This is a genomic window from Erwinia persicina, from assembly GCF_014838825.1.
Classification (GTDB): Bacteria; Pseudomonadota; Gammaproteobacteria; order Enterobacterales; family Enterobacteriaceae; genus Erwinia; species Erwinia persicina_A.
Genome location: NZ_JACYMO010000009.1, coordinates 116,139 through 139,325 on the forward strand (window position 1 = coordinate 116,139; position 23,187 = coordinate 139,325).

The window sequence follows — 23,187 nt, forward strand, 5'->3', positions numbered from 1 at the left end:
CCCTGAAAGGAAGAATATGAACGTTATCGAAGCTGCTGTTGCTACTCCTGACGCGCGCGTTGCTCTGGTTATTGCGCGTTTCAACAACTTTATCAACGACAGCCTGCTGAGTGGTGCCATTGATGCCCTGAAGCGTATTGGTCAGGTCAAAGATGAAAACATCACCGTCGTCTGGGTTCCGGGTGCCTATGAGCTGCCAATGACCGCACGTGCGCTGGCGAACACCGGTAAGCATGATGCCGTTGTGGCGCTGGGAACCGTTATCCGTGGCGGCACCGCCCATTTCGAATATGTGGCAGGTGAGGCCAGTTCTGGTCTGGCCAGCGTTGCCATGAACAGCGATATCCCGGTTGCTTTTGGCGTACTGACGACGGAAAACATCGAGCAGGCCATTGAACGCGCCGGAACCAAAGCGGGTAATAAAGGTGCTGAAGCAGCCCTGACCGCTCTGGAAATGATTAACGTATTGAAAGCCATCAAAGCCTGATTTTAAGGGGAATTTCGTGAAACCTGCTGCTCGTCGCCGCGCCCGTGAATGTGCTGTTCAGGCACTTTACTCCTGGCAAATCTCCAAAAACGACATCGCTGATGTCGAATACCAGTTTCTGGCGGAACAGGACGTTAAAGACGTCGATATTAATTACTTCCGTGAGCTGGTCGGCGGCGTTGCAACTAACAGTGCATACCTCGACGGCCTGATGCAACCTTACCTGTCACGCCAGCTGGAAGAGCTGGGACAGGTTGAGAAGGCCATCCTGCGTATCTCACTGTTTGAACTCAGCAAGCGTGCAGACGTTCCCTACAAGGTGGCGATCAACGAAGGGATCGAACTGGCTAAAGTGTTCGGTGCTGAAGACAGCCATAAGTTTGTCAACGGCGTGCTGGACAAAGCTGGCCCGTTTATCCGTCCCAACCGCAAATAATTCTCTGAGGCCGCTCATCACGGCCTCATCTTTTTACTCCCGGAATGCATTATGGCTTGTGGCGAATTTGAACTGATTGCGCGTTATTTTGACCGTGTAACCAGTTCCCGTCGCGATGTTGAAAAAGGCATCGGTGACGACTGCGCATTACTCGGCGTACCGGAAAAGCAGACGCTGGCAATCAGCACTGACACGCTGGTAGAAGGCGTGCATTTTCTGCGAGATATTCATCCCGCCGACCTCGGATATAAAGCCCTTGCAGTAAACCTCAGCGACCTGGCTGCCATGGGCGCTGATCCTGCATGGCTGACGCTGGCCCTGACGCTGCCAGAGATCAATGAAGCCTGGCTGAAAGATTTCAGCGACAGTCTGTTTGAGCTGCTCGACTACTATGATATGCAGCTGATCGGGGGTGACACCACGCGCGGGCCCTTGAGTATGACGCTGGGTATTCATGGCCTGGTGCCGCAGGGACGGGCGCTGAAGCGCAGTGGTGCGCGCGTAGGTGACTGGATTTACGTCACCGGCACGCTCGGTGACAGTGCTGCTGGCCTTGAACTGCTGCAACACCACGTGAAGATTAGCGATCCGGCAGCCCATGAGGCGCTGATCAAGCGCCATCTGCGCCCGATGCCGCGAATCCTTCAGGGGCAGGCGCTGCGCGATCTCGCCAGTTCGGCTATCGACCTGTCTGACGGGCTGGTCTCCGATCTCGGCCATATTCTTAAAGCCAGTGACTGTGGTGCCCGTCTCCATCTTGATGCACTGCCGATTTCCGCCGTACTGAAACAGCACTTCGAACCGGAACAGGCCATACGCTGGGCGCTGAGCGGTGGGGAAGATTATGAGCTGTGCTTTACCGTTCCGGAGATTAACCGCGGCGCGCTGGACGTGGCGCTGGGCTATCTTGGCGTTCCCTTCACCTGTATTGGCCAGATTGCTCCGCAGTCAGAAGGCCTGACGCTGCTGCAGGATGATAAGCCGGTAGAACTGAACCTGAAAGGATTTGACCATTTTGGTACGCGCTAAGGACGTGGCGAAAAGTCGCCTGAAGATGAGCAACCCCTGGCATCTGCTGGCGACCGGGTTTGGCAGCGGTCTGAGCCCCTGGATGCCGGGAACGGCAGGATCCCTCGCGGCCATCCCATTCTGGTACCTGCTCAACCTGCTGCCACAGGATCTCTATTCTCTGGTGCTGCTGCTGGGGATCAGTATCGGTGTTTATCTTTGCCACCGTACCGCGAAAGATATGGGCGTTCACGATCATGGCAGCATCGTCTGGGACGAGTTTATCGGCATGTGGATCACGCTGATGGCCATCCCGACCGACAGCTGGCAGTGGGTTCTGGCAGGTTTCCTGGTGTTCCGCGTTCTGGATATCTGGAAACCCTGGCCTATTCGCTGGTTTGACCGCAACGTGCACGGCGGCATGGGGATCATGGTCGATGATATTATTGCCGGGGTGATCTCAGCCGGCCTGCTGTGGGGCTGCGCACTCTACCTGGCGGGCTGATGCCGTGGGCCGGTCTGCTGTTGCGACCGGCCCGTGATAACGTTCAGCCCGTTTTACTCCCCACGCCGGGATTATTCGAACCCGACGACCGGGTGCGGCTGGTAGACGCTTTCCAGTTCAAAAATCTCCTCCTGCGTTAATTCAACATCTACGGCTTTCACCAAATCCTCCAGCTGTTCACTGCGCGAAGCGCCGATGATCGGGGCGGCAACCGCCGGTTTACTCAACAGCCAGGCCAGCGCGATTTGCGCACGGCTTACTCCTTTATCCCGGGCAATGTTAGCCAGCCGTTCTGCAATTTCTGCATCGTTTTTCTCACTCTGGCTGTAGAGCGTTTCACCGTATTCATCCGATACCGAACGGGCGGTGGTTTCTCCCCACGGGCGGGTGAGGCGGCCGCGGGCCAGCGGGCTCCAGGGCAGTACGGCAATATTTTCTTGCAGGCACAGAGGATGCATTTCACGCTCCTCCTCGCGCTGGATCAGGTTGTACTGATCCTGCATGGTGACAAAACGCGTCCAGCCGTTGCTGTCTGCCGTCTGCAGCGCGCGGGCAAACTGTTCGGGGTGCATGGAGGAGGCACCGATGTAACGTGCTTTACCTGCTTTGACCACGTCATGCAGGGCTTCCAGCGTCTCTTCCAGCGGCGTGTCGTAGTCCCAGCGGTGGATTTGCAGCAGGTCGACGTACTCCATGCCTAGGCGCTGCAGGCTGTCATCAATGGACTGCATGATACTGGCCCGCGACAGGCCGCCGGCCAGGTTGCTCATCGGGAAATAGACTTTTGTCGCGACGACGACCTCATCACGCCGGGCAAATTCCCGCAGGGCCCGGCCAACAATTTCTTCGCTACTGCCGTCAGAGTAGCTGTTAGCGGTATCGAAAAAGTTGATCCCGGCTTCCAGCGCCTGGCGGATCAGCGGGCGGCTACTCTCTTCGGGCAGCGTCCAGGCATGGCGGCCCCTGTCGGGTTCACCATAGGTCATGCAGCCCAGGCACAGGCGGGAAACGGTCAGATCGGTATTGGCTAACTGAAGGGTTTTCATGCGGACTCCTGCTATTAATCATTTAGTAAGAATAGCAGGCAAAAAAAAGCTCCCGGTGAGGGGAGCACGTTGTAACACTTTAGTGGCAGGATTACTGTGCCAGCCAGGTCTCGATCTGCTGGCGGATACCGGCGGCATCCAGCAGGTAATCGGCACGGATTTCATCCTGTGTTCCCTGGGGAATAAAGGCATCCGGCAGGCCGATATTCAGCACCGGAACCGGCCGGCGCTTAGCCATCAGTAGCTCATTCACTCCACTTCCGGCTCCGCCTTTAATTGCGCCTTCTTCAAGGGTGATCAGCGCATCATGGCTGGCGGCCAGTTCGAGGATCAGCGCGTCATCCAGTGGTTTCACAAAGCGCATATCGACCAGCGTGGCATTCAGCGCTTCTGCGGCGGCGGCGGCTTCTGGCAGCAGGGTACCGAAGTTGAGAATAGCCAGCCCGCTTCCTTCACGCAGCGTGCGCCCCTTACCCAGCGGCAGTGAGGCCAGCGGCTCCAGCGCCGCACCTGTTCCGCTGCCGCGCGGGTAGCGTACCGCACTGGGTCCGCTGTCGTGATGATAGCCGGTATACAGCATCTGACGGCACTCGTTCTCATCGCTTGGCGTCATGATCACCATATTCGGAATACAGCGCAGGAAGGCAATATCGAATGCGCCCTGATGTGTCTGACCGTCGGCACCGACAATGCCACCGCGATCGATGGCAAACAGTACTGGCAGCTTCTGGATTGCCACGTCATGGATCAGCTGGTCATAGGCGCGCTGCAGGAAGGTGGAGTAGATCGCCACCACCGGCTTATAGCCGCCGATGGCCAGCCCGGCGGCAAAGGTCACGGCATGCTGTTCCGCAATCGCTACATCAAAATACTGTTGCGGGTAGTCGCGGGAGAAGCTGACCATACCGGAGCCTTCACGCATGGCTGGGGTGACGGCCATCAGCTTACTGTCTTCTGCGGCGGTTTCACTCAGCCACTGGCCGAAAATTTTTGAATAGCTGGGTAATCCTTCGGCACTTTTTGGTAGCAGACCGCTGGCCGGGTCAAATTTCGGCACCGCGTGCCAGCTAATCGGGTCTTTTTCTGCCGGGGCGTAGCCTTTGCCTTTTTTGGTCATTACGTGCAGGAACTGCGGGCCTTTCAGCGCGCGCATATTGCGCAGTGTCTGCACCAGTGCCAGCACATCGTGTCCGTCAACGGGGCCGATGTAGTTAAAGCCCAGCTCTTCAAACAGCGTACCCGGTACCACCATGCCTTTCAGGTGCTCTTCGGTACGTTTGACCAGCTCTTTGATCGGCGGCAGACCGCCCAGTACTTTTTTGCCACCTTCACGCAGGCGGGAATAAGTCTTGCCGGAAAGGATCTGCGCGAGGCGGTTGTTCAGCGCACCCACGTTTTCTGAGATCGACATTTCATTGTCGTTCAGCACCACCAGCAGGTCGGCTTTAATATCCCCGGCGTGATTCATCGCTTCGAACGCCATGCCGGCGGTGATCGCGCCATCGCCAATGACACAGGCGGTACGGCGATCTTTCCCTTCTTTCCCGGCGGCCACAGCCATACCAAGGCCAGCGCTGATTGAGGTGGACGAGTGACCGACGTTCAGCACGTCATATTCACTTTCATCGCGCCACGGGAACGGATGCAGGCCATTTTTCTGGCGGATGGTGCCGATGCGATCGCGACGCCCGGTCAGGATTTTGTGCGGATAGGCCTGATGGCCGACGTCCCACACCAGGTGATCAAACGGCGTGTTATAGACGTAATGCAGGGCAACGGTGAGTTCAACCACGCCAAGACCAGACGCAAAATGACCGCTGGAGCGGCTTACGCTGTCGAGCAGATACTGGCGCAGCTCGTCACAGAGTTTTGGCAGACTCTCTTTCGGTAGCAAACGTAATTCTTGCACCGTGCTTGCCAGAGCAAGCGTTGGGTATTTTGCAGGTTCAAAACTCATTCAGAGACTCATTTGGAAGTTATTTATCGCGTTCAATTATAAAGCCTGCCAGCGCCCGGAGTGGGGCGGTGTCGTAAGACTGTACGGCAAGCGTTTCTAATGCGCTGAGGGATTCCTGATAGAGATCCCATGCTTTTTCCCGGGCATTGTCCAGCCCCATTAATGCCGGGTAGGTACTTTTTCCTAACTGCTGATCGGCTCCCTGCCGTTTGCCGAGAACGGCGGTATCCCCGATGACGTCCAGAATATCGTCCTGTACCTGAAAAGCGAGGCCAATGGCACTGGCATAGCGATCCAGAGCGGGCAGGGCAGCGCGTCCGTGCTCACCGGCGGTCAGGGCACCCAGCCGCACCGCAGAGCGGATCAGCGCGCCTGTTTTATGACGATGGATCTGTTCCAGCTCGTGCAACGTAACCTGCTTCCCTTCCGCCGCCAGATCCAGGGCCTGGCCGCCACACATACCGGCTACACCACTGGCCTGGGCCAGTTCTGACAGCATAGCGATACGGGCTTGCGCCGTCACGCCGGGCATCGGTGTATCAGCAAGGATTGAAAAGGCCAGCGTCTGCAGGGCATCCCCGGCTAGAATGGCAGAATCCTCACCAAACTTAATATGACAGGTGGGCTGGCCGCGACGCAGGCTGTCATCATCCATGGCGGGTAAATCATCGTGGATCAGGGAATAGGCGTGGATACACTCCACCGCGGCTGCAGGCGCATCAAGCGCAGCATCGTCGGCACGCAGCATGGTACCCGTGGCATACACCAGAAAAGGGCGTAACCGCTTGCCCCCTAATAGTGCCCCATACTCCATTGCATTCACCAGAGGACTACTCTGAAAGGGCAGTTGCGAAATAAACCGTTGCAGTGCGGCATTCACCCGCTGATAGTGCGCGGTGAGTAACACATTGAAATCCATCAGTCGTTTTCCGGCGTGAATGGTGTCAGATCGGCGTTTTTATCATCGCTCAGTAAAATCTGTACGCGCTGTTCAGCCTGTTGCAGGGTTTTCTGTCCGTGACGTGCCAGCTGCACGCCCCGTTCAAATTCATTCAGCGCTTCTTCCAGGGGAAGGTTGCCGCTCTCAAGATGGGTAACAATCTGTTCCAGCTGCTGCAGTGACGTTTCGAAACTGGCGGGCTGTTCGGCTTTTTTCGGCATTTTTAATCCTGACTTATCATTTTTCATCAGTAAACGCTCATGGTAGCTGATGACCCATGATTAGCAAAATATCCCTGCATTTTTCACGCGGCGGGGGTGGGTAATCAGGGCGGCAGATGAAGAAGCAGCCACTGTACAAAGATGATATACTACTGCGCCTGGATGCAAAGGGCGTAAGCCAATTTGCAAGACTCTGATTTTATCAGTTAAGTGCCATGCTGTTCAGCACTTAATTACCTGACGAATACATGCCGCTATGAAGTTTATCATTAAGTTATTCCCTGAAATTACGATTAAAAGTCAGTCAGTACGCCTGCGTTTTATCAAAATCCTGACCGGTAATATCCGCAACGTTCTCAAACCTTTCGATGAAACCCTCGCCGTTGTGCGCCACTGGGACAATATCGAAGTGCGCGCCAAAGACGAAAATCAGCGTGAAGCCATCGTGGCTGAACTGACGCGAATCCCGGGTATTCACCATGTGCTGGCGGTAGAAGACCGTTCATATACCGATGTGCATCATATCTTTGAGCAGGTTCTGGAAATGAACCGCGAGCGCATTGAGGGTAAAACCTTCTGCGTGCGCGTGAAGCGTCGTGGTAAGCACGCGTTCAGTTCACAGGATGTAGAACGCTACGTCGGTGGCGGGCTTAACCAGCATGTTGCCACTGCACAGGTTCAGCTTAATCGTCCTGAAGTGACCGTCAATCTTGAAATCGAAGATGAGCGCCTGATTCTGGTTACCGCTCGCTATGAAGGCATTGGTGGCTATCCGATTGGTACCCAGGAAGATGTGCTGTCGCTGATCTCAGGCGGCTTCGACTCGGGCGTTTCCAGCTATATGCTGATGCGCCGCGGCTGCCGCGTGCATTACTGCTTCTTTAACCTCGGCGGTGCCGCCCATGAGATCGGCGTCCGTCAGGTGGCTCACTATCTGTGGAAGCGTTACGGCAGTTCGCACCGCGTGCGCTTTGTCGCGATTAACTTTGAGCCGGTGGTGGGGGAGATCCTCGAAAAAGTGGACGACGGCCAGATGGGCGTGGTGCTGAAGCGCATGATGGTGCGGGCGGCATCGAAAGTGGCCGAGCGCTATGGCGTACAGGCACTGGTGACCGGTGAAGCACTGGGACAGGTATCCAGCCAGACGCTGACGAACCTGCGCCTGATCGACAACGCCAGCGATACGCTGATCCTGCGCCCGCTGATCTCTCACGATAAAGAGCACATCATCAAAGTTGCCCGTGAGATCGGGACGGAAGATTTTGCCCGTACCATGCCGGAATACTGCGGGGTGATCTCGAAGAGCCCGACGGTGAAAGCCGTTAAAGAGAAAATCGAAGCGGAAGAGCAGCACTTCGACTTCAGCATTCTCGATCGCATGGTCGATGAAGCGACGAACGTCGACATCCGTGAAATCGCAGAAAAGACCGAAGAAGAAGTGGTAGAAGTGGAAACCGTGGATTCGTTCGCTGAAAACGATGTGATCCTCGATATCCGCTCCAGTGACGAGCAGGATGCTCGTCCGCTGATGCTGACGGGGGTGGAAGTGAAACCGCTGCCCTTCTACAAGCTGGGTACCCAGTTTGGCGATCTCGATCAGCAGAAGACCTGGCTGTTGTACTGTGAACGCGGCGTCATGAGCCGTTTGCAGGCGCTATACCTGCACGAGCAGGGCTTCAAAAACGTTAAAGTGTATCGCCCTTAAGTCAGTTTTATGCTGGCTTACTGGCCATTCGTGCCCTGACAGTGTTCGCCATCCTCACGTAATGAGATACGCTGTGGTGGCTGTACACTGACCGGGCGCGAATGGGCTGCGCCGCCGCTGTCTGGTGCGCACGGCCGCAAACTGCCATTGTATTAATCGCGGTAGTCGTAAATCCCGGCAGCCAGAACCATCTGCTCTGCCACCTCGCGCGCTTTCTCTTTTCCTGCCACTAAATCAATCAGCTTCAGGGCGAAATCAATCGCAGTGCCCGGCCCCTGGCTGGTCAGCAGATTGACGCGACGGTCCCACACCACGCGACGATCCATCCATTTCTCTTCAGGAATAGTCTCTTTCAGACCGGGATAGCCGGTCATATTGCCGACGGGAAAGAGATCGTGTGGGATCAGCACCGTTCCCGCGGCGGCACAGATTGCCGCGACAATGCGTCCTGACTGGTTAAACTGGCGCACCGTTTCTACCAGTAGCGGACTGTCGCGAAAGCACTCTGCGCCTTTTAATCCGCCGGGAAGCACAATGGCGGCGTAATCATCATCGGCAACTTCCACCAGCGGAGCATCGGCCAGCAGCCGGACGCCCCGGGAACAGACTATTTCGCAGTTGCCATCATCCGCCACGCTGGCGGTGACCACCCTCAGCCCGGCGCGCACCAGTAAGTCGATGGTGGTGACAGCTTCAGTCTCTTCACTCCCAGGTGCCAGGCAAACCAGAACCGATGGTTTCGCGGTCATAATCTTGTTCCTTTCGTTTAATAAATTCGTAGAGGCGGCTGTTTTCCGGCGTTGTCAGCCCCTGAGCCCGCGCACGGCGGATGACGTAGCCGTTGATGTAATCAATCTCGGTGCGGCGCTTTGCGCGAATATCCTGCAGCATCGATGAGGTATTGCCTGCCGTACTGCGGATCACTTCCAGCACGTAATCAATCAGCCACTCTCGTGATGTGTGCTGGCCTTCACGCTCCATGACGCTGGCAACCTCGTTGCTCAGCGCTTCGATCTCCTGGCGATGTTCTGCCAGTTCACCGTTCGTACAGTCGTAAAACACGCTCAGGGGGTTGATCACACAGTTGACCGCCAGCTTCTGCCATGCGGCAGAAGCCACATTATTGTGCCATGCCACGTCCGGCAGAGCGCGGTGCAGCATCTCTGCCAGTTCACTCATCTCCACACCCGCAGGGAGTGCCGGGCCAATATGGGTGATCCCGGAGGCGACATGGACAATGACCGTGCCGTCGCGACGGGCAGCATGCGTGGTCACCCCTTTTAGCAGGGGCTGGGTCAGGCCCTTCAGCTCATCCAGCGTCCCCATGCCATTGTGCAGCAGCAGCACCGGGCAGTAGGCAGGCAGTACAGACCGGAGATTTCTCACGGCTTCAGACACTTGCCACGCTTTCAGCGTGACAATCAGCAGCTCACATTCAGCCAGAAACGTTGGATCGTTAGCAATAAAGGTTTTATTAAGCGTCAGACCATTCAGGCCGATCACATTCACCGAGCAATAGGGTTGCGGCACCCGCAGCCATCCCTGCACTTCATGTCCCTGTTGTTCCAAAGCCGCTAACCAGATTTGCCCCAACGCTCCGCATCCAAGTACGGTAATTTTCATTATTCCTCCCCGCACGCGGGTTGAGTTAACCGTCCTGCTCATTATTATAGCTTTCAGCGCCAGTGGTTTTATTTACCTGCGGCAAGAAGGTATTATGCCTGTCACTTTAGTATCAGGAGAATAGATCATGCCATCTTTCGATATCGTTTCTGAAATTGATATGCAGGAAGTGCGTAACGCGGTAGATATTGCTAACCGTGAGATTGCCACCCGCTTCGATTTTCGCGGTGTAGAAGCCAGCTTTGAGCTGAACGAAAAAAATGAATCCATCAAAGTATTAAGCGAGTCTGACTTCCAGGTGAAACAGCTGGTGGACATCCTGCGTGAAAAACTGCTGAAGCGTGGCATTGAAGGGGCAGCGCTGGACGTACCAGAGCAGATTGAACACAGCGGTAAAAGCTGGAGTGTCGAAGCGAAGATGAAAAAAGGCATTGAGTCCGACATCGCTAAAAAGCTGGTTAAGCAGATTAAAGACAGCAAAATCAAGGTCCAGACCCAGATTCAGGGCGATGAACTGCGGGTAACTGGCAAGTCGCGCGATGACTTACAGAGCGCGATGGCGCTGGTACGGAAAGCAGATCTGGGGCAGCCGTTCCAGTTCAAAAACTTCCGCGATTAGGCATTCAGTCCGATCGTAAGAAAGGCTGACCCGGCTGCTGTTTGAGAAGTCGCGTCGGCCATGGCGGTATTAAGAGGCGGACCATCTGTTATGGTCCGCCTGCGGCACTTATACCCCTGCGGCGATCAGTTTCTCTATGTCGGCGCGGCTGGTGATTTTACTGTCAATTTTGACATAAGCGCTGCGCTCTTCAGGCACGATAAACACCGCCGCGACTCCCGGTTGCGCTTTCAGACGCTGCTCCAGCTGTTCTTTATCTTCATTATTCTGTTCAAGCGTGATACGGAGGCTGCTGACGTAAGGCGGCTCCTGCATGGTCAGACTGACCATCAGCCAGGCGGCTGCAATGAACGCACCGATCAAAAATACCGTCTGCGCATCAACGTGACCATAAATCCAGCCGCCCATGCTGCCACCAATCGCCACACCGATAAACTGGCTGGTAGAGTAAAGCCCCATGGCTGTTCCTCTGTAGCCTGGCGGTGACTCTTTGCTGACCAGTGAGGGCAAAATCGCCTCCATCAGATTAAAGCCGATGAAGAAGAGCTGCACGCCAACGACCAGCGTCCAGAAGTGATTCCCTGCGCCCCACAGTACCACTTCCGCCACCAGCATCAGCGCCACGCAGCCAACAAACACGCGCTTCATGCGGCGCTTCACTTCAGCGTAAATAATAAATGGCAATACGCTGGCGAAGGCGATCAGCATGGTAAACAGATACACCTTCCAGTGCTCGGCAGCGGGCAGACCCGCCTGCTCAAACTGTCCCGGCAGGGCGACAAAGCTCGACATCAGCAAAATATGCAGGCAGAGAATACCGATATTCAGCTTGACCAGCCGGGCGTTAGCGAGGACATCACGAATGCTGCCTTTCACAATGCCAGATTCGCGATTCAGCACGTGACTTGAGGCCGACGGCACCACCAGCAGGGTGATCACGATGCCGCCGCAGGCCAGTAGCGCAATCATCCAGAACAGCGCGTGCAGGCCGAAGGCGTGGGTGATCACTGGGCCCAGCACCATGGCAATCGCAAAGGTGACGCCGAAGCTGATACCGATAAACGCCATCGCTTTGGTCCGGTTCTGTTCACGCGTCAGGTCAGACAGCAGGGCCATTACCGCTGCCGCAATCGCCCCTGAACCCTGCATGGCGCGTCCAAGGATAACGCCCCAGATCGAAGTGGTCATGGCAGCAATCACGCTACCCAATACAAAGATCAGTAAGCCACCGACGATCAGCGGCTTACGGCCTATACGGTCGGAAAGAAGTCCGAAGGGGATCTGGAATACGGCCTGCGCTAAGCCGTAGATGCCAATGGCGAATCCAATTAATGCTTCACTTGCTCCCTGCAGTGCCATGCCATAAGTGGTCAGGACCGGTAACACCATAAACATTCCCAGCATACGCAGGGAAAAAACCGTCCCCAAACCCCAGGTCGCACGCAGCTCGACCGGAGTCATTTTATTATCGTTCATTACTACCTCAGTCTGTCGAATGCACATAGTTTATGTGTGAGGGGAGGGCGGGTAAAACATTACTTTTTAGTTAGTGGTAACAAAAAGAAAGGGCGCGATAATCGCGCCCTCAGTGTGATGTGTACGGACTGTTAGCTGACGTAAGTCAGAAAGTCTTTCGAGGCAGGGGTCATAAAGTCGACCGACATCATCACGCTTAATGCGGTGATGGCGACAATCGAAAATACAAACAGCTTACGGGCCCAGACGCGATCGTTCTGAGTTTTGTAACCTGACAGTGCCATTCCCAGCCACCAGACACTGACCGCTGCAGCAACAACCAGGTATTTATACCCGGCGTAGCCCACCAGCGTCAGCATCAGCGTGGCAACCATAAACGCGATGATATACAGCGTGATATGGTTTTTTGCCACCGAAATGCCTTTCACTACCGGCAGAACCGGAATATTGGCTGCCTGGTAATCTTTAAAGCGGAAGATCGCAATCGCATAGGAGTGCGGCATCTGCCACAGGCTAAAGATCGCCAGCAGGATCAATGCACCGGCATCAAACTGGTTAGTCACAGCACAGTAGCCAATCACTGGCGGTGCAGCACCGGAAAGGCTGCCAATCAGAGTGCCGTATACGGAGTTGCGCTTCATGTACAGGCTGTAAACGCCGACATAAACCACAAAACCCATCACCGCCAGCCACATGGCCAGCGGATTTGCTCCGAAATACAGCATTGCGAAGCCAGCAATACCTAACACGGTTGCATAAACCAGGCTTAATTTCGGAGAGATGAGGCCTTTAACCAGCACCCGATTCTTGGTTCTCTCCATTTTTTTGTCGATATCACGGTCGATAAAGTTGTTATAAACACAACCTGACGCAACCACCAGCGAGACGCCGGCTAAGGTGAAGAGAAACAGGGAATAATCAATGCTGCCTTTAGAAGCCAGCAGGAATCCCCCGATGACAGAAATTAAATTCCCGAAAATAATTCCTGGTTTTGTTACTTGCAGGTATTGCTTAATCATCACAGTAGCTCTGTTAGTGGCTCATCATGTTGTAGTTGAGGTTCCACATAATCCATAGCGAGCCAACAACAACAATCAGGATGATAAGTGCTGCAAACACGATAGCAATCAGGTTCCAGCCGCCCTCAGACTTGCTGTCCAGATGCAGGAAGTACACCAGGTGAACGAGCACCTGGACGACTGCACACACCAGAACAACCGCGAGGATGGTCGCTTTAGAAGCGCTGCCGTCCATGACCATCCAGAATGGGATACCTGTCAGAATGATCGACAGGATAAAGCCGATCATATAAGACTTCACGCTACCGTGAGAAGCGCCATGTTCAGTTGCTGAATGGCTCATTACATAACCCCCATCAGGTAAACAATGGTGAATACGCAGATCCACACCACGTCCAGGAAGTGCCAGAACAGGCTCAGACACATGATACGGGTGCGGTTGGTGTCCGTCAGACCGCGTGAAGCGACCTGATACATCAGTACCGCCATCCAGATCAGACCTGAGGTCACGTGCAGACCGTGAGTTCCCACCAGCGTGAAGAACGCAGAGAGGAAGCCACTGCGGTCAGGACCGAAGCCTTCTTTAATCAGGTGATGGAATTCATAGATTTCCATCCCGATGAAGCCCACACCAAACAGGAAGGTCATTGCTAACCAGCCAATGACGGCACCTTTCTGCTTGTTGTTCATGTTGATCACCGCCATACCATAGGTAATGGAGCTCAACAGAAGCAGGGCGGTTTCCACCAGGACGAACGGCAGTTCAAAGATGTCTTTGCCTGCCGGGCCGCCCGCGGTGTTGTTAACCATCACACCATACGTCGCAAACAGCGTGGCGAAGATGATGCAGTCACTCATCAGGTAGATCCAGAAGCCAAAGACTTTATTGGCTCCTGCATCATGGTGATGCCCATGCTCCGCATGGGCGTCGTGGTGTTTAGTCACAGTTTCAGTCGACATTTTTCAGACCTGCTTTGCTAATTTCGTCAAAGTGCTGATTCTCGATTTTTTGAATCTCAGCAACAGGGACGTAGTAATCCACGTCTTCGTCAAAGCTCTTGACGATCCAGGACACGATAATGGCCAGGAATGACAGGCCTACCAGCCACCAGATATGCCAGATTGCTGCAAAACCAAAGACCACGCTGAAGAAACCAATTACAACACCCGCACCGCTGTTCTTCGGCATATGAATTTCTTCATAGTGAGCCGGCTGCTTATAGGCTTCGCCTTTTTCCTTCATTTCCCAGAACGCATCGCGCTCATGGATTTCAGGAACAACAGCAAAGTTATAGAACGGTGGTGGAGAAGAGGTTGCCCACTCCAGAGTACGGCCGCCCCATGGGTCACCGGTCACATCACGCAGTTGCTCACGGTCGCGGACCGAAACATAGAACTGAGTAATCTGGCAAATAACACCACAAGCGATCAGACCTGCACCACATGCGGCAACAACCAGCATTGGGTGGAACTGAGGATCGATGTCCTGGCTGATACGACGGGTCATACCCATGAAGCCCAGCACGTACAGCGGCATAAAGGCAACGAAGAAGCCAATGATCCAGAACCAGAACGCGCGGATACCCCAGGTTTCATTCAGCTTGAAGCCGAACGCTTTCGGGAACCAGTAAGTCACGCCAGCGAAGCAACCGAACACCACACCACCGATAATAACGTTATGGAAGTGAGCGATCAGGAACAGGCTGTTGTGCAGCACGAAGTCAGCACCTGGCACGGCCAGCAGCACCCCGGTCATACCACCTACAGAGAAGGTGACCAGGAAGCCCACGGTCCACAGCATACAGGAGTGCATTTCAATGCGACCCTGGTACATGGTGAACAGCCAGTTAAAGATTTTAACACCGGTCGGGATGGCGATGATCATCGTCATAATACCGAAGAAGGCGTTAACGTTTGCACCCGCACCCATGGTGAAGAAGTGGTGCAGCCATACGATGAAGGACAGGATGGTGATGACCACCGTTGCCCACACCAGTGAGGTATAGCCAAACAGACGTTTTTTCGAGAAGGTCGCAACCACTTCCGAGAACACACCGAACACCGGCAGAACCAGGATGTACACTTCCGGATGACCCCAAACCCAAATCAGGTTGACGTACATCATCATGTTGCCGCCCATATCATTGGTGAAGAAATGGAAGCCAAGATAACGGTCAAGGGTCAGCAGCGCCAGGGTCACGGTCAGAACCGGGAACGCAGCGATGATCAGTACGTTGGTGCACAGTGATGCCCAGGTAAAGACAGGCATTTTGAACATGGTCATACCAGGCGCACGCATCTTCATAATGGTCACGAAGAAGTTGATACCTGTCAGGGTCGTCCCGATACCGGAGAGCTGTAGACTCCATATCCAGTAGTCAACGCCGACTCCCGGACTGTATTCCGCCCCCGATAATGGTGGGTATGCCAGCCAGCCGGTCTGTGCGAATTCGCCCACACCCAGTGACAGGTTAACCAGAACCACACCGACAGCCGTGAACCAGAAGCTCAGGTTGTTCAGGAACGGGTAGGCCACATCGCGTGCGCCGATCTGTAAAGGAACAGCAATGTTCATCAGACCAACAACAAACGGCATCGCTACGAAGAAGATCATGATCACGCCGTGAGCCGTGAAGATCTGGTCGTAGTGGTGCGGTGGCAGAATGCCCGCTTCGCCTGCCGAGGCAAGCACCTGCTGGGTACGCATCATCACGGCATCGGCAAAGCCGCGCAGCAGCATGACGAAGGCCATGATGATGTACATGATACCGAGTTTTTTATGGTCAACGGAGGTCAGCCACTCGGTCCACAGATATTTCCACTTACCAAAGTAAGTCAGCGCGGCGACAAGCGCCAGGCCACCAAGAATAATGGCGGCAACGGTGACCATGATAATCGGCTCATGGTACGGCACTGCATCCAGTGTTAATTTTCCAAGCATCGTATTATTCCTCGGCTCCCGCGTGAGCGGCATTGCTCATATCCATGCCTTCATGGCCTTCGCCGTGAGACATGTCCATGCTTCCGCCGTGGTTCATCTGGAACTGACCAATGATGTCTTTAAACAGTCCAGGTTTCACACTTGAGAAGAATTCCACCGGGTGATTTTCGCTAGGCGCAGCCAGCTTATTAAAATCATCCATTGTCATGAGGGTGTCTGGAGATTGTTTCGCTTTGGCGACCCACTGTTCGAAGCTGGCTTCGTCAGGAGTAGCAATCGCTTTAAACTTCATACCAGAGAAACCACGACCACTGAAGTTCGAGGACATACCGTCAAAGGTACCGGCTTCATTCGCAATCAGATGCAGTTTAGTTTGCATCCCCGCCATAGCGTAAATCTGGCTACCGAGGGTAGGAATGAAGAAGGAGTTCATTACGGTGTTCGAAGTAATCTTGAAGCTCACCGGGCGGTTAACCGGGAAAGCAATCTGGTTCACGGTAGCAATACCCTGTTCCGGGTAAATAAACATCCATTTCCAGTCAAGCGAGACAACTTCGATCACGACGGGTTTCAAATCAGATGCCAATGGCTTACTTGGTTCCAGCGCGTGGGTTGATTTCCACGTCAGAATGCCAAGGAAGACAATGATCAAGATTGGCACAGTCCAGACCACGGCTTCCACTTTGTTCGAGTGTGACCAGTTTGGGCTGTATTTCGCATTGGTGTTCGATGCCCGATATTTCCAGGCGAACACCACGGCCATCAAGACTGCGGGGATCACGACGATCATCATCAGGCCAAAGGCCGTCAGAATCAGCGAACGTTGCTCCATTGCAATCTGTCCTTTGGGATTTAATAACGCACTATCACAACCACTTAACAAAATCATGCTTGTGATTAATGACAAAATCCCCAAACTTTTATTGTATTTCATGAGTCTCATTTAACGACCTCAATGACAAGGGCTCTATTGTCGTTTAAGTGTGGCGGCATTTTACGGGAAGGTTTCAGTACTGTAAACCTGCAACAGGTTGTGTCAGCGGGGTGTTGACACCTTTTGCAAACGCTGTCACATATGTTGCCGTACGTGACAAAATATGAATGCTGGCAAAGGGTTGGCGTCAATATAACAAAAACCGATAGAAAAAACCGTACAAAAATTGTATCTGCTATAACCAGCCATTTAATGCACCATTTATTTAACAAATCCTTATCAATTGCGCGATATTAATTAACCAAAACTAATTACGCACCGGTTTTTAATACCTGAAACTGGCCCTCTGTAACCGCAAAGAATTTTTTTTGCCCGGACGATAAAGCGAGAAATTAATATTTTTCGTCAAGCTATCGCATTTTCCGATGTGTTACCTTCGGGTTGTGCATCGCATGTCGCGAAAACAACCCTTTTTGTAAACTCTTTGTTATGCAAATAATTTCTTTAACATCTCAACCGCCGGAGCAAAAAACGCTTATTTCACCCCCGCATGAGCCTGGCGTAACGCCAGGAAATCCAGCAATGTTCCGGTGATAATGCCACTTAACATCAGCAGGATACCCACTTCAAACAGCGGAGCGGTCAGACCGGTCAACGACATCCAGCCTAGCGCATTAACCGCCAGCGCCAGCAGCCAGACGGCCAGCAGTCCAGCCCCGGCCATCACCCCGCGCAGCGCCCAGCGGTAACCTGCAGGGGAGGCGGTACGCGGCATAAAGTCGGCGTTGTTTTGTGCATACTCCAGTGTAGTACGACAACCGAGCAGCAGCAAAAGCCCCGGCAATGCCGCCACTACCGAGAAGGCATAAAAGGTTGGCCAGCCCCAGGATTCAACAAACCAGCCTGCCACGGGCCCGACGTAAACGCGGCCTACCGCAGAGAGTGCCGAGAGCAGGGCAAACTGCGTGGCAGAAAACGATCGGTTGCACAGGGTCATCAGCAGCGCCACAAAGGCGGCGGTGCCCATGCCGCCGCACAGGTTCTCCACGGTGACGGCGGCCGCCATGCTGTAAAGATGTTTGTCCGTGACTGACAGCACCCAGTAGCCGAGGTTGGAAATGGCTTGCAGAATGCCGAACAGCATCAGGGCACGGAACAGGCTGAGGCGCTGCATCAGCACGCCTCCCGCCAGCGCACCGATAATGGTGGCTACCAGCCCCAGGGTTTTGTTGACCAGTCCGACATCGCCTGCATCAAAGCCTACGCCACGGATCAGGAAAATGGTGGTTAGGCTGGCGGCAAACGCATCCCCCAGCTTGTAAAGAACGATCAGCGAGAGAATAAGCCAGGCATTATTACGATTGAAGAAATCCTTCAGCGGAGCTATTACCGCCTCTTCCAGCGTATGGGGGCGGTCGGCAGTGGCTTCCGGCTCTTTAGCTACCAGGGTAGCGATAACGCCCGGAACCATCATGGCGGCCATCAGCCACCAGATCGCCTGCCAGCCCAGAAAACGGTCTGCCAGCCACAGCGCCAGTCCGCCGGATACCAGCATGGCCAGACGGTAGCCCAGTACGCTGATTGCCGCCCCGCTGCCGCGCTCACTGGCGGCCAGCACGTCGGTTTTCCAGGCGTCAAAAACGATATCCTGCGAAGCCGAGCAGAACGCGACCAGCACCGCCAGCGCCGCCAGCAGAGTCAGATCGCGCGAAGGCTGCATAAAGCCCATCAGCGCAATACCGACGATCAACAGTAATTGCGTCAGCAGTAACCAGCCTCGCCTGCGCCCGAGGAAAGGCGGCGTGTAGCGGTCCATCAGGGGAGACCAGAGGAACTTAAAGACATAAGCCTGGCCGACAAGGGAGAAGAAGCCGATGGTTTTAATATCGATATTCTCTACCGCCATCCACGCCTGAAGCGTACCAGAGGTCAGTGCCAAAGGCAGGCCTGAGGCAAAGCCGAGGATCAGAAGAAGGGCAGAGTTCCGCCGGGTGAAGATATGCAGATAGTGATTGGACATACGGACCTTAAATCAGGCCCGGCGTCCTGCCGGGCCAGAGGGATTAACGCGCGTTTTGCTTGATAAATTCGTTAACGCTGGTGTCCTGTGCCATATCGGCGATCACGTCACCCAGGGTGTTGTTGACCACATTGGTGATTTTCTCATTGCTGGCGGAGAAAGCCCCTTCAACACTGCTGGTCTGACGGTAGTTTTTCACCTGCTTGCTGCCATTTTTAGCGGTGGCGATAATGGAGATATCCGCCTTGGTGGTGATGCTGTAGCGTACGTTACCCTGGGTAACATCAGCGTACAGGCCGTTCACCACGATCTGCAGGTCTACCGCACCATTGGGTCCGATCATATAACCGCGTGCGGTCATCTGCTTCTCCAGCGTTTCCTGCAACAGGAAGCGCAGGTCGCGTGAGGGGGTCAGGGTAATCAATTGACCGTCGCGGTTAACCTTCGCCAGAGCCTGGTCGCTACGCTGATCGGCACCGTTGATGCTGACCGTAATGCCCGTCAGGCTGGGGTCACGCTGCGGCAGCTGAATTTTTGGAGAAATGTCGAGCGTATTGCTGCTCCCTGCACAGCCAGCCAGAATAAACGCGGCCAGCAGAGGGAAAAATAATTTTTTTAACATGCTTATTTTCTCGATTACGTGAGTTGTATTGCTGATAAAACTGCGGTCATCATATCATTGCCTGTCGACAGGGGAAGCCCCGATCGAGCGTAAATTCATCGCGTTGCGGAATTTTCTGACTTCGCGATGTTCAGGCATTCGACCACACAAAGGCGGTTATGTTGCGCACTGGGTGGGGTAGCGTCACTCTTCGCAGGAAATATTCAATAAAGTGCGTCGGTTTTAGATAAAAAGCGACTACGATTTAAAGAGATGGGGCGCAGTTCTCTGCATCAGAGGAGTCAAGGTATGATCCGTGAACAAATAGAAGAAAAGTTACGTACGGCGTTTTCACCGATGCATCTGGAGGTGCATGACGAAAGCTATCGCCATAATGTACCCGCAGGGGCTGAGAGTCATTTCAAAGTGGTGATTGTCAGTGACAGCTTTGTGGATCAGCGTTTTCTGACCCGCCACCGGGCAATTTACGGTGTGCTGGCGGATGAGCTGGCCGGTAGCGTCCATGCGCTGGCACTGCACAGTTATACCTTGAAAGAGTGGGAGGGTTTACAGGATACCGTCCCGGCCTCACCCAACTGTCGCGGTGCCGGCACGCTGGCATAAATCGGCATAAAATACGATAAACGGCCATTTGGCCGTTTTTTTTCGTTAACGCAGCCTGAAAAAGCCCCTCATGAGCAAATTCTTGCGATTTGTTGGCAAAAATGTAAAAAGTAGCAGGGTTCAGGCGAGAGTGTAGCCTCGACTCGTTAAGACGTTACCGCTATAATGCTGCGTCTATTTTTTCCGGAATGTCTTCGGGATGCTTCTGTAAAACAGGGAATGCGGTTCTGACATCAGAAGCCGTCCCGGTTGTTAGATTCACCCTGCTCACAGCAGCCGGGTATGTCTGAAGTTGACCGAGCACGTGATTTTTTGAGGTAATAAGATGCAAGTTTCAGTAGAAACAACTCAGGGCCTGGGCCGTCGCGTAACGATTACCGTTGATAAAGATGTGATCGAAAAAGCGGTGAAAAGTGAGCTGGCAAGCGTAGCTAAAAAAGTACGCATCGACGGCTTCCGCAAAGGAAAAGTACCGATGACTGTTGTTGAACAGCGTTACGGTGCTTCTGTTCGCCAGGACGTCCTGGGCGATCTGATGCAGCGCAACTTTGTCGATGCGATCATCAAAGAAAAAATCAATCCGGCTGGCGCACCTGACTACGTGCCAGGCGAATACAAAAACGGTGAAGATTTCACTTTCACCGTTGAGTTCGAAGTGTACCCGGAAGTTGAGCTGCAGGGTCTGGACGCTATCGAAGTAGAAAAACCTGTTGTAGAAGTGACGGATGCTGACGTTGACACCATGCTGGACACCCTGCGCAAGCAGCAGGCCACCTGGAAAGAAACCGATGCGGCAGCAACCGCTGAAGATCGCGCCACTATCGACTTCTCCGGCTCTGTAGACGGCGAAGAGTTCGAAGGCGGTAAAGCCTCTGACTTCGTACTCGCGATGGGTCAGGGTCGTATGATCCCAGGCTTCGAAGAGGGCGTTGTTGGCCATAAAGCCGGCGAAACCTTCACTATCGACGTTAACTTCCCGGACGATTACCATGCTGAGAACCTGAAAGGTAAAGCAGCGAAGTTTGAAATCGTACTGAAAAAAGTGGAAGAGCGTGAGCTGCCAGAATTCACCGAAGAGTTCATCAAGCGTTTCGGCGTTGAAGATGGCTCCATTGCGGGTCTGCGTGCGGAAGTACGTAAAAACATGCAGCGTGAACTGAAAGGCGCTGTGCGTAACCGCGTGAAGACGCAGGCTATCGACGGTCTGGTGAAAGCCAATGATATCGATGTGCCAGCGGCACTGGTTGACAGTGAAATTGACGTGCTTAAGCGTCAGGCTGCACAGCGTTTTGGTGGCAACGAGAAGCAGGCTCTTGAGCTGCCTCGTGAACTGTTCGAAGAGCAGGCTAAACGCCGCGTAGTGGTTGGACTGCTGCTGGGCGAAGTGATTCGTACCCACGAACTGAAAGCCGACGAAGACCGTGTTAAAGCGCTGATCGAAGAGATGGCTTCTGCTTATGAAGATCCATCAGAAGTGATCGAGTTCTACAGCAAGAACAACGAGCTGATGAATAACATGCGTAACGTTGCTCTGGAAGAGCAGGCTGTTGAAGCCGTGCTGGAAAAAGCAAAAGTGACTGAAAAAGCGACAAACTTCCAGGAACTGATGAACCAGACCGCTACGGCCTGATTCTGAATCCTCTGGTTGACGCCAAGCCAGCTGCCTCCGGCAGCGGGCTTTTGTCGTTTATGGCTCAAGGTACCGCTGCTTTTACGGGTTATTTGCGCATTTAATCCGCAAATTATCGACTAAGCTACNGGGATCATCCCCAAATTGGTACAACGAAGTCATCAGGCCCGATAACTGTCCGGACGGCATCGGGTGTAAGGCCTGGAATCATAGTGTTCCTGATCGCTCTCAAGTAGAATCACTGTAGAGTGTTGCCAAATGAAATTTATCCAGGAGACGATAATGTCATACAGCGGCGAACGTGAACAAACTGCACCTCATATGGCTCTGGTGCCAATGGTGGTCGAACAAACCTCTCGCGGAGAGCGTTCTTACGACATCTACTCGCGCCTGCTGAAAGAGCGCATTATTTTTCTGACCGGCCAGGTCGAAGACCATATGGCCAACCTGATCGTCGCGCAGATGCTGTTTCTGGAAGCGGAGAATCCTGAGAAGGATATCCACCTGTACATTAACTCTCCTGGTGGCGTCATCACTGCCGGGATGTCAATTTACGACACCATGCAGTTCATTAAGCCTGATGTCAGCACCATCTGTATGGGCCAGGCCTGTTCGATGGGCGCTTTCCTGCTGACCGCAGGGGCGAAGGGCAAGCGTTACTGTCTGCCAAATTCACGCGTGATGATCCACCAGCCGTTGGGCGGGTTCCAGGGTCAGGCGTCAGATATTGATATTCATGCCCGCGAAATCATCAAAACTAAGCATATGATGAATGAGCTGATGGCGAAACATACCGGACAGACGATCGAGACTATCGAACGTGATACTAATCGCGACCGTTTCCTGTCGGCCAGCGAGTCTGTAGAGTACGGTTTAGTGGATTCCGTGCTGTCCCAGCGTAACTGATTAAACATGTTGTGACACGCTGCCGCTGCCTCCGCAGATAGCTCTGGTGGCGGCCTGCGTAACTAACCCCTTGTGGGAAGGTGAGTGTGACAATGAGGGGGAAGTAAATGACTGATAAACGCAAAGACGGTTCAGGGAAACTGCTGTACTGCTCTTTTTGCGGCAAAAGCCAGCATGAAGTGCGTAAGCTGATCGCCGGCCCGTCGGTGTATGTCTGTGATGAGTGCGTTGATTTATGCAACGACATTATTCGCGAAGAGATTAAAGAAGTTGCGCCGCATCGCGAGCGTAACTCACTGCCCACGCCGCATGAAATTCGCCACCACCTGGATGACTACGTTATCGGCCAGGAACGGGCGAAGAAAGTGCTCTCTGTTGCGGTTTATAACCACTACAAACGTCTGCGCAACGGCGACACCAGCAACGGTATTGAGCTGGGCAAAAGTAATATTCTGCTGATCGGCCCGACCGGTAGCGGGAAAACGCTGC

At 53.9% G+C, this 23,187-nt stretch carries 24 protein-coding genes; 10 read left to right on the forward strand and 14 right to left on the reverse strand.

From position 1 onward, the window contains the following. The first annotated feature begins 16 nt into the window (after positions 1–16). From ribH to pgpA, 4 genes are read left to right on the forward strand one after another with little or no spacing between them, the layout of a single operon-like run. The gene (gene ribH, locus IFU29_RS18260) at positions 17–487 is read left to right on the forward strand and encodes a 6,7-dimethyl-8-ribityllumazine synthase (protein WP_062747791.1); all 471 of its coding nucleotides are present in this window, start codon (positions 17–19) and stop codon (positions 485–487) included. A 16-nt stretch (positions 488–503) separates the two neighbouring features. Next, positions 504–923 (forward strand): transcription antitermination factor NusB, encoded by a 420-nt coding sequence (nusB, locus tag IFU29_RS18265; protein WP_191935164.1) that lies wholly within the window; start codon positions 504–506, stop codon positions 921–923. 51 nt (positions 924–974) lie between these two features. Then, a complete protein-coding gene (thiL, locus tag IFU29_RS18270) occupies positions 975–1,952 on the forward strand; it encodes a thiamine-phosphate kinase (protein WP_191935165.1) in 978 nt (325 codons plus the stop codon). Then, on the forward strand, positions 1,939–2,436 hold the full coding sequence (pgpA, locus tag IFU29_RS18275; protein WP_191935166.1) for a phosphatidylglycerophosphatase A: 498 nt from the start codon (positions 1,939–1,941) through the stop codon (positions 2,434–2,436). The genes thiL and pgpA overlap by 14 nt, the downstream gene beginning before the upstream one ends. 71 nt (positions 2,437–2,507) lie before the next feature. Here the strand turns inward: pgpA and IFU29_RS18280 are convergent, their stop codons facing one another. From IFU29_RS18280 to xseB, 4 genes are all read right to left on the reverse strand, one after another. Continuing rightward, complete coding sequence (locus tag IFU29_RS18280; protein WP_191935167.1) at positions 2,508–3,482, reverse strand: aldo/keto reductase; 975 nt, start codon at positions 3,480–3,482, stop codon at positions 2,508–2,510. Positions 3,483–3,573: 91 nt separating this feature from the next. After that, complete coding sequence (gene dxs, locus IFU29_RS18285; RefSeq protein WP_191935168.1) at positions 3,574–5,439, reverse strand: 1-deoxy-D-xylulose-5-phosphate synthase; 1,866 nt, start codon at positions 5,437–5,439, stop codon at positions 3,574–3,576. A 19-nt stretch (positions 5,440–5,458) separates the two neighbouring features. Beyond that, positions 5,459–6,358, reverse strand: a complete 900-nt coding sequence (ispA, locus tag IFU29_RS18290; RefSeq protein ID WP_191935169.1) for a (2E,6E)-farnesyl diphosphate synthase — start codon at positions 6,356–6,358, stop codon at positions 5,459–5,461. Beyond that, positions 6,358–6,600, reverse strand: a complete 243-nt coding sequence (xseB, locus tag IFU29_RS18295; protein ID WP_191935170.1) for an exodeoxyribonuclease VII small subunit — start codon at positions 6,598–6,600, stop codon at positions 6,358–6,360. The genes ispA and xseB overlap by 1 nt, the downstream gene beginning before the upstream one ends. A 256-nt stretch (positions 6,601–6,856) precedes the next feature. On the opposite strand from xseB, the gene thiI reads away from it, so the two are divergent. Further along, positions 6,857–8,305, forward strand: a complete 1,449-nt coding sequence (gene thiI, locus IFU29_RS18300; RefSeq protein ID WP_191935171.1) for a tRNA uracil 4-sulfurtransferase ThiI — start codon at positions 6,857–6,859, stop codon at positions 8,303–8,305. Between the two features lie 152 nt (positions 8,306–8,457). Here the strand turns inward: thiI and yajL are convergent, their stop codons facing one another. Together yajL and panE are read right to left on the reverse strand one after the other, a co-directional pair. Beyond that, entirely contained in the window at positions 8,458–9,054 is a 597-nt protein-coding gene (gene yajL / locus IFU29_RS18305) for a protein deglycase YajL (protein ID WP_191935172.1), read from the reverse strand. Beyond that, positions 9,008–9,928, reverse strand: a complete 921-nt coding sequence (panE, locus tag IFU29_RS18310; protein WP_191935173.1) for a 2-dehydropantoate 2-reductase — start codon at positions 9,926–9,928, stop codon at positions 9,008–9,010. The genes yajL and panE overlap by 47 nt, the downstream gene beginning before the upstream one ends. A gap of 127 nt (positions 9,929–10,055) precedes the next feature. Between panE and IFU29_RS18315 the strand changes: the two genes are divergently transcribed. Beyond that, positions 10,056–10,547, forward strand: coding sequence for a YajQ family cyclic di-GMP-binding protein (locus IFU29_RS18315; RefSeq protein ID WP_062747769.1), 492 nt, complete (start codon positions 10,056–10,058; stop codon positions 10,545–10,547). 108 nt (positions 10,548–10,655) lie between these two features. Here the strand turns inward: IFU29_RS18315 and IFU29_RS18320 are convergent, their stop codons facing one another. From IFU29_RS18320 to IFU29_RS18355, 8 genes are all read right to left on the reverse strand, one after another. Beyond that, positions 10,656–12,023 carry an MFS transporter gene (locus IFU29_RS18320; protein ID WP_191935174.1) on the reverse strand — a complete coding sequence of 456 codons (1,368 nt, stop codon included), beginning with the start codon at positions 12,021–12,023 and terminating at the stop codon, positions 10,656–10,658. A 131-nt stretch (positions 12,024–12,154) separates the two neighbouring features. Continuing rightward, positions 12,155–13,042 carry a heme o synthase gene (gene cyoE / locus IFU29_RS18325; RefSeq protein WP_191935175.1) on the reverse strand — a complete coding sequence of 296 codons (888 nt, stop codon included), beginning with the start codon at positions 13,040–13,042 and terminating at the stop codon, positions 12,155–12,157. A 13-nt stretch (positions 13,043–13,055) separates the two neighbouring features. Beyond that, entirely contained in the window at positions 13,056–13,385 is a 330-nt protein-coding gene (locus tag IFU29_RS18330; protein WP_191935176.1) for a cytochrome o ubiquinol oxidase subunit IV, read from the reverse strand. Continuing rightward, a complete protein-coding gene (locus IFU29_RS18335) occupies positions 13,385–14,002 on the reverse strand; it encodes a cytochrome o ubiquinol oxidase subunit III (RefSeq protein ID WP_118664537.1) in 618 nt (205 codons plus the stop codon). The genes IFU29_RS18330 and IFU29_RS18335 overlap by 1 nt, the downstream gene beginning before the upstream one ends. Beyond that, on the reverse strand, positions 13,992–15,983 hold the full coding sequence (gene cyoB / locus IFU29_RS18340) for a cytochrome o ubiquinol oxidase subunit I (protein WP_062747758.1): 1,992 nt from the start codon (positions 15,981–15,983) through the stop codon (positions 13,992–13,994). Before cyoB ends, IFU29_RS18335 begins: the two co-directional genes overlap by 11 nt. Before the next feature lie 4 nt (positions 15,984–15,987). After that, positions 15,988–16,926, reverse strand: coding sequence for a cytochrome o ubiquinol oxidase subunit II (cyoA, locus tag IFU29_RS18345; protein WP_191935177.1), 939 nt, complete (start codon positions 16,924–16,926; stop codon positions 15,988–15,990). A gap of 526 nt (positions 16,927–17,452) precedes the next feature. Continuing rightward, positions 17,453–18,937 (reverse strand): muropeptide MFS transporter AmpG, encoded by a 1,485-nt coding sequence (ampG, locus tag IFU29_RS18350; protein WP_191935178.1) that lies wholly within the window; start codon positions 18,935–18,937, stop codon positions 17,453–17,455. Positions 18,938–18,980: 43 nt separating this feature from the next. After that, on the reverse strand, positions 18,981–19,559 hold the full coding sequence (locus IFU29_RS18355) for a lipoprotein (RefSeq protein ID WP_191935179.1): 579 nt from the start codon (positions 19,557–19,559) through the stop codon (positions 18,981–18,983). 288 nt (positions 19,560–19,847) lie between these two features. On the opposite strand from IFU29_RS18355, the gene bolA reads away from it, so the two are divergent. From bolA to IFU29_RS18375, 4 genes are all read left to right on the forward strand, one after another. Further along, positions 19,848–20,162: a transcriptional regulator BolA gene (gene bolA, locus IFU29_RS18360; protein ID WP_191935180.1), complete on the forward strand. Its 315-nt coding sequence runs from the start codon at positions 19,848–19,850 to the stop codon at positions 20,160–20,162. Between the two features lie 325 nt (positions 20,163–20,487). Next, entirely contained in the window at positions 20,488–21,792 is a 1,305-nt protein-coding gene (gene tig / locus IFU29_RS18365; protein ID WP_191935181.1) for a trigger factor, read from the forward strand. A gap of 282 nt (positions 21,793–22,074) precedes the next feature. Then, positions 22,075–22,698: an ATP-dependent Clp endopeptidase proteolytic subunit ClpP gene (clpP, locus tag IFU29_RS18370; protein WP_062747746.1), complete on the forward strand. Its 624-nt coding sequence runs from the start codon at positions 22,075–22,077 to the stop codon at positions 22,696–22,698. A gap of 107 nt (positions 22,699–22,805) precedes the next feature. After that, positions 22,806–23,187: ClpX C4-type zinc finger protein (locus IFU29_RS18375; RefSeq protein ID WP_274604302.1), on the forward strand; the 382-nt coding region annotated here is incomplete at its 3' end.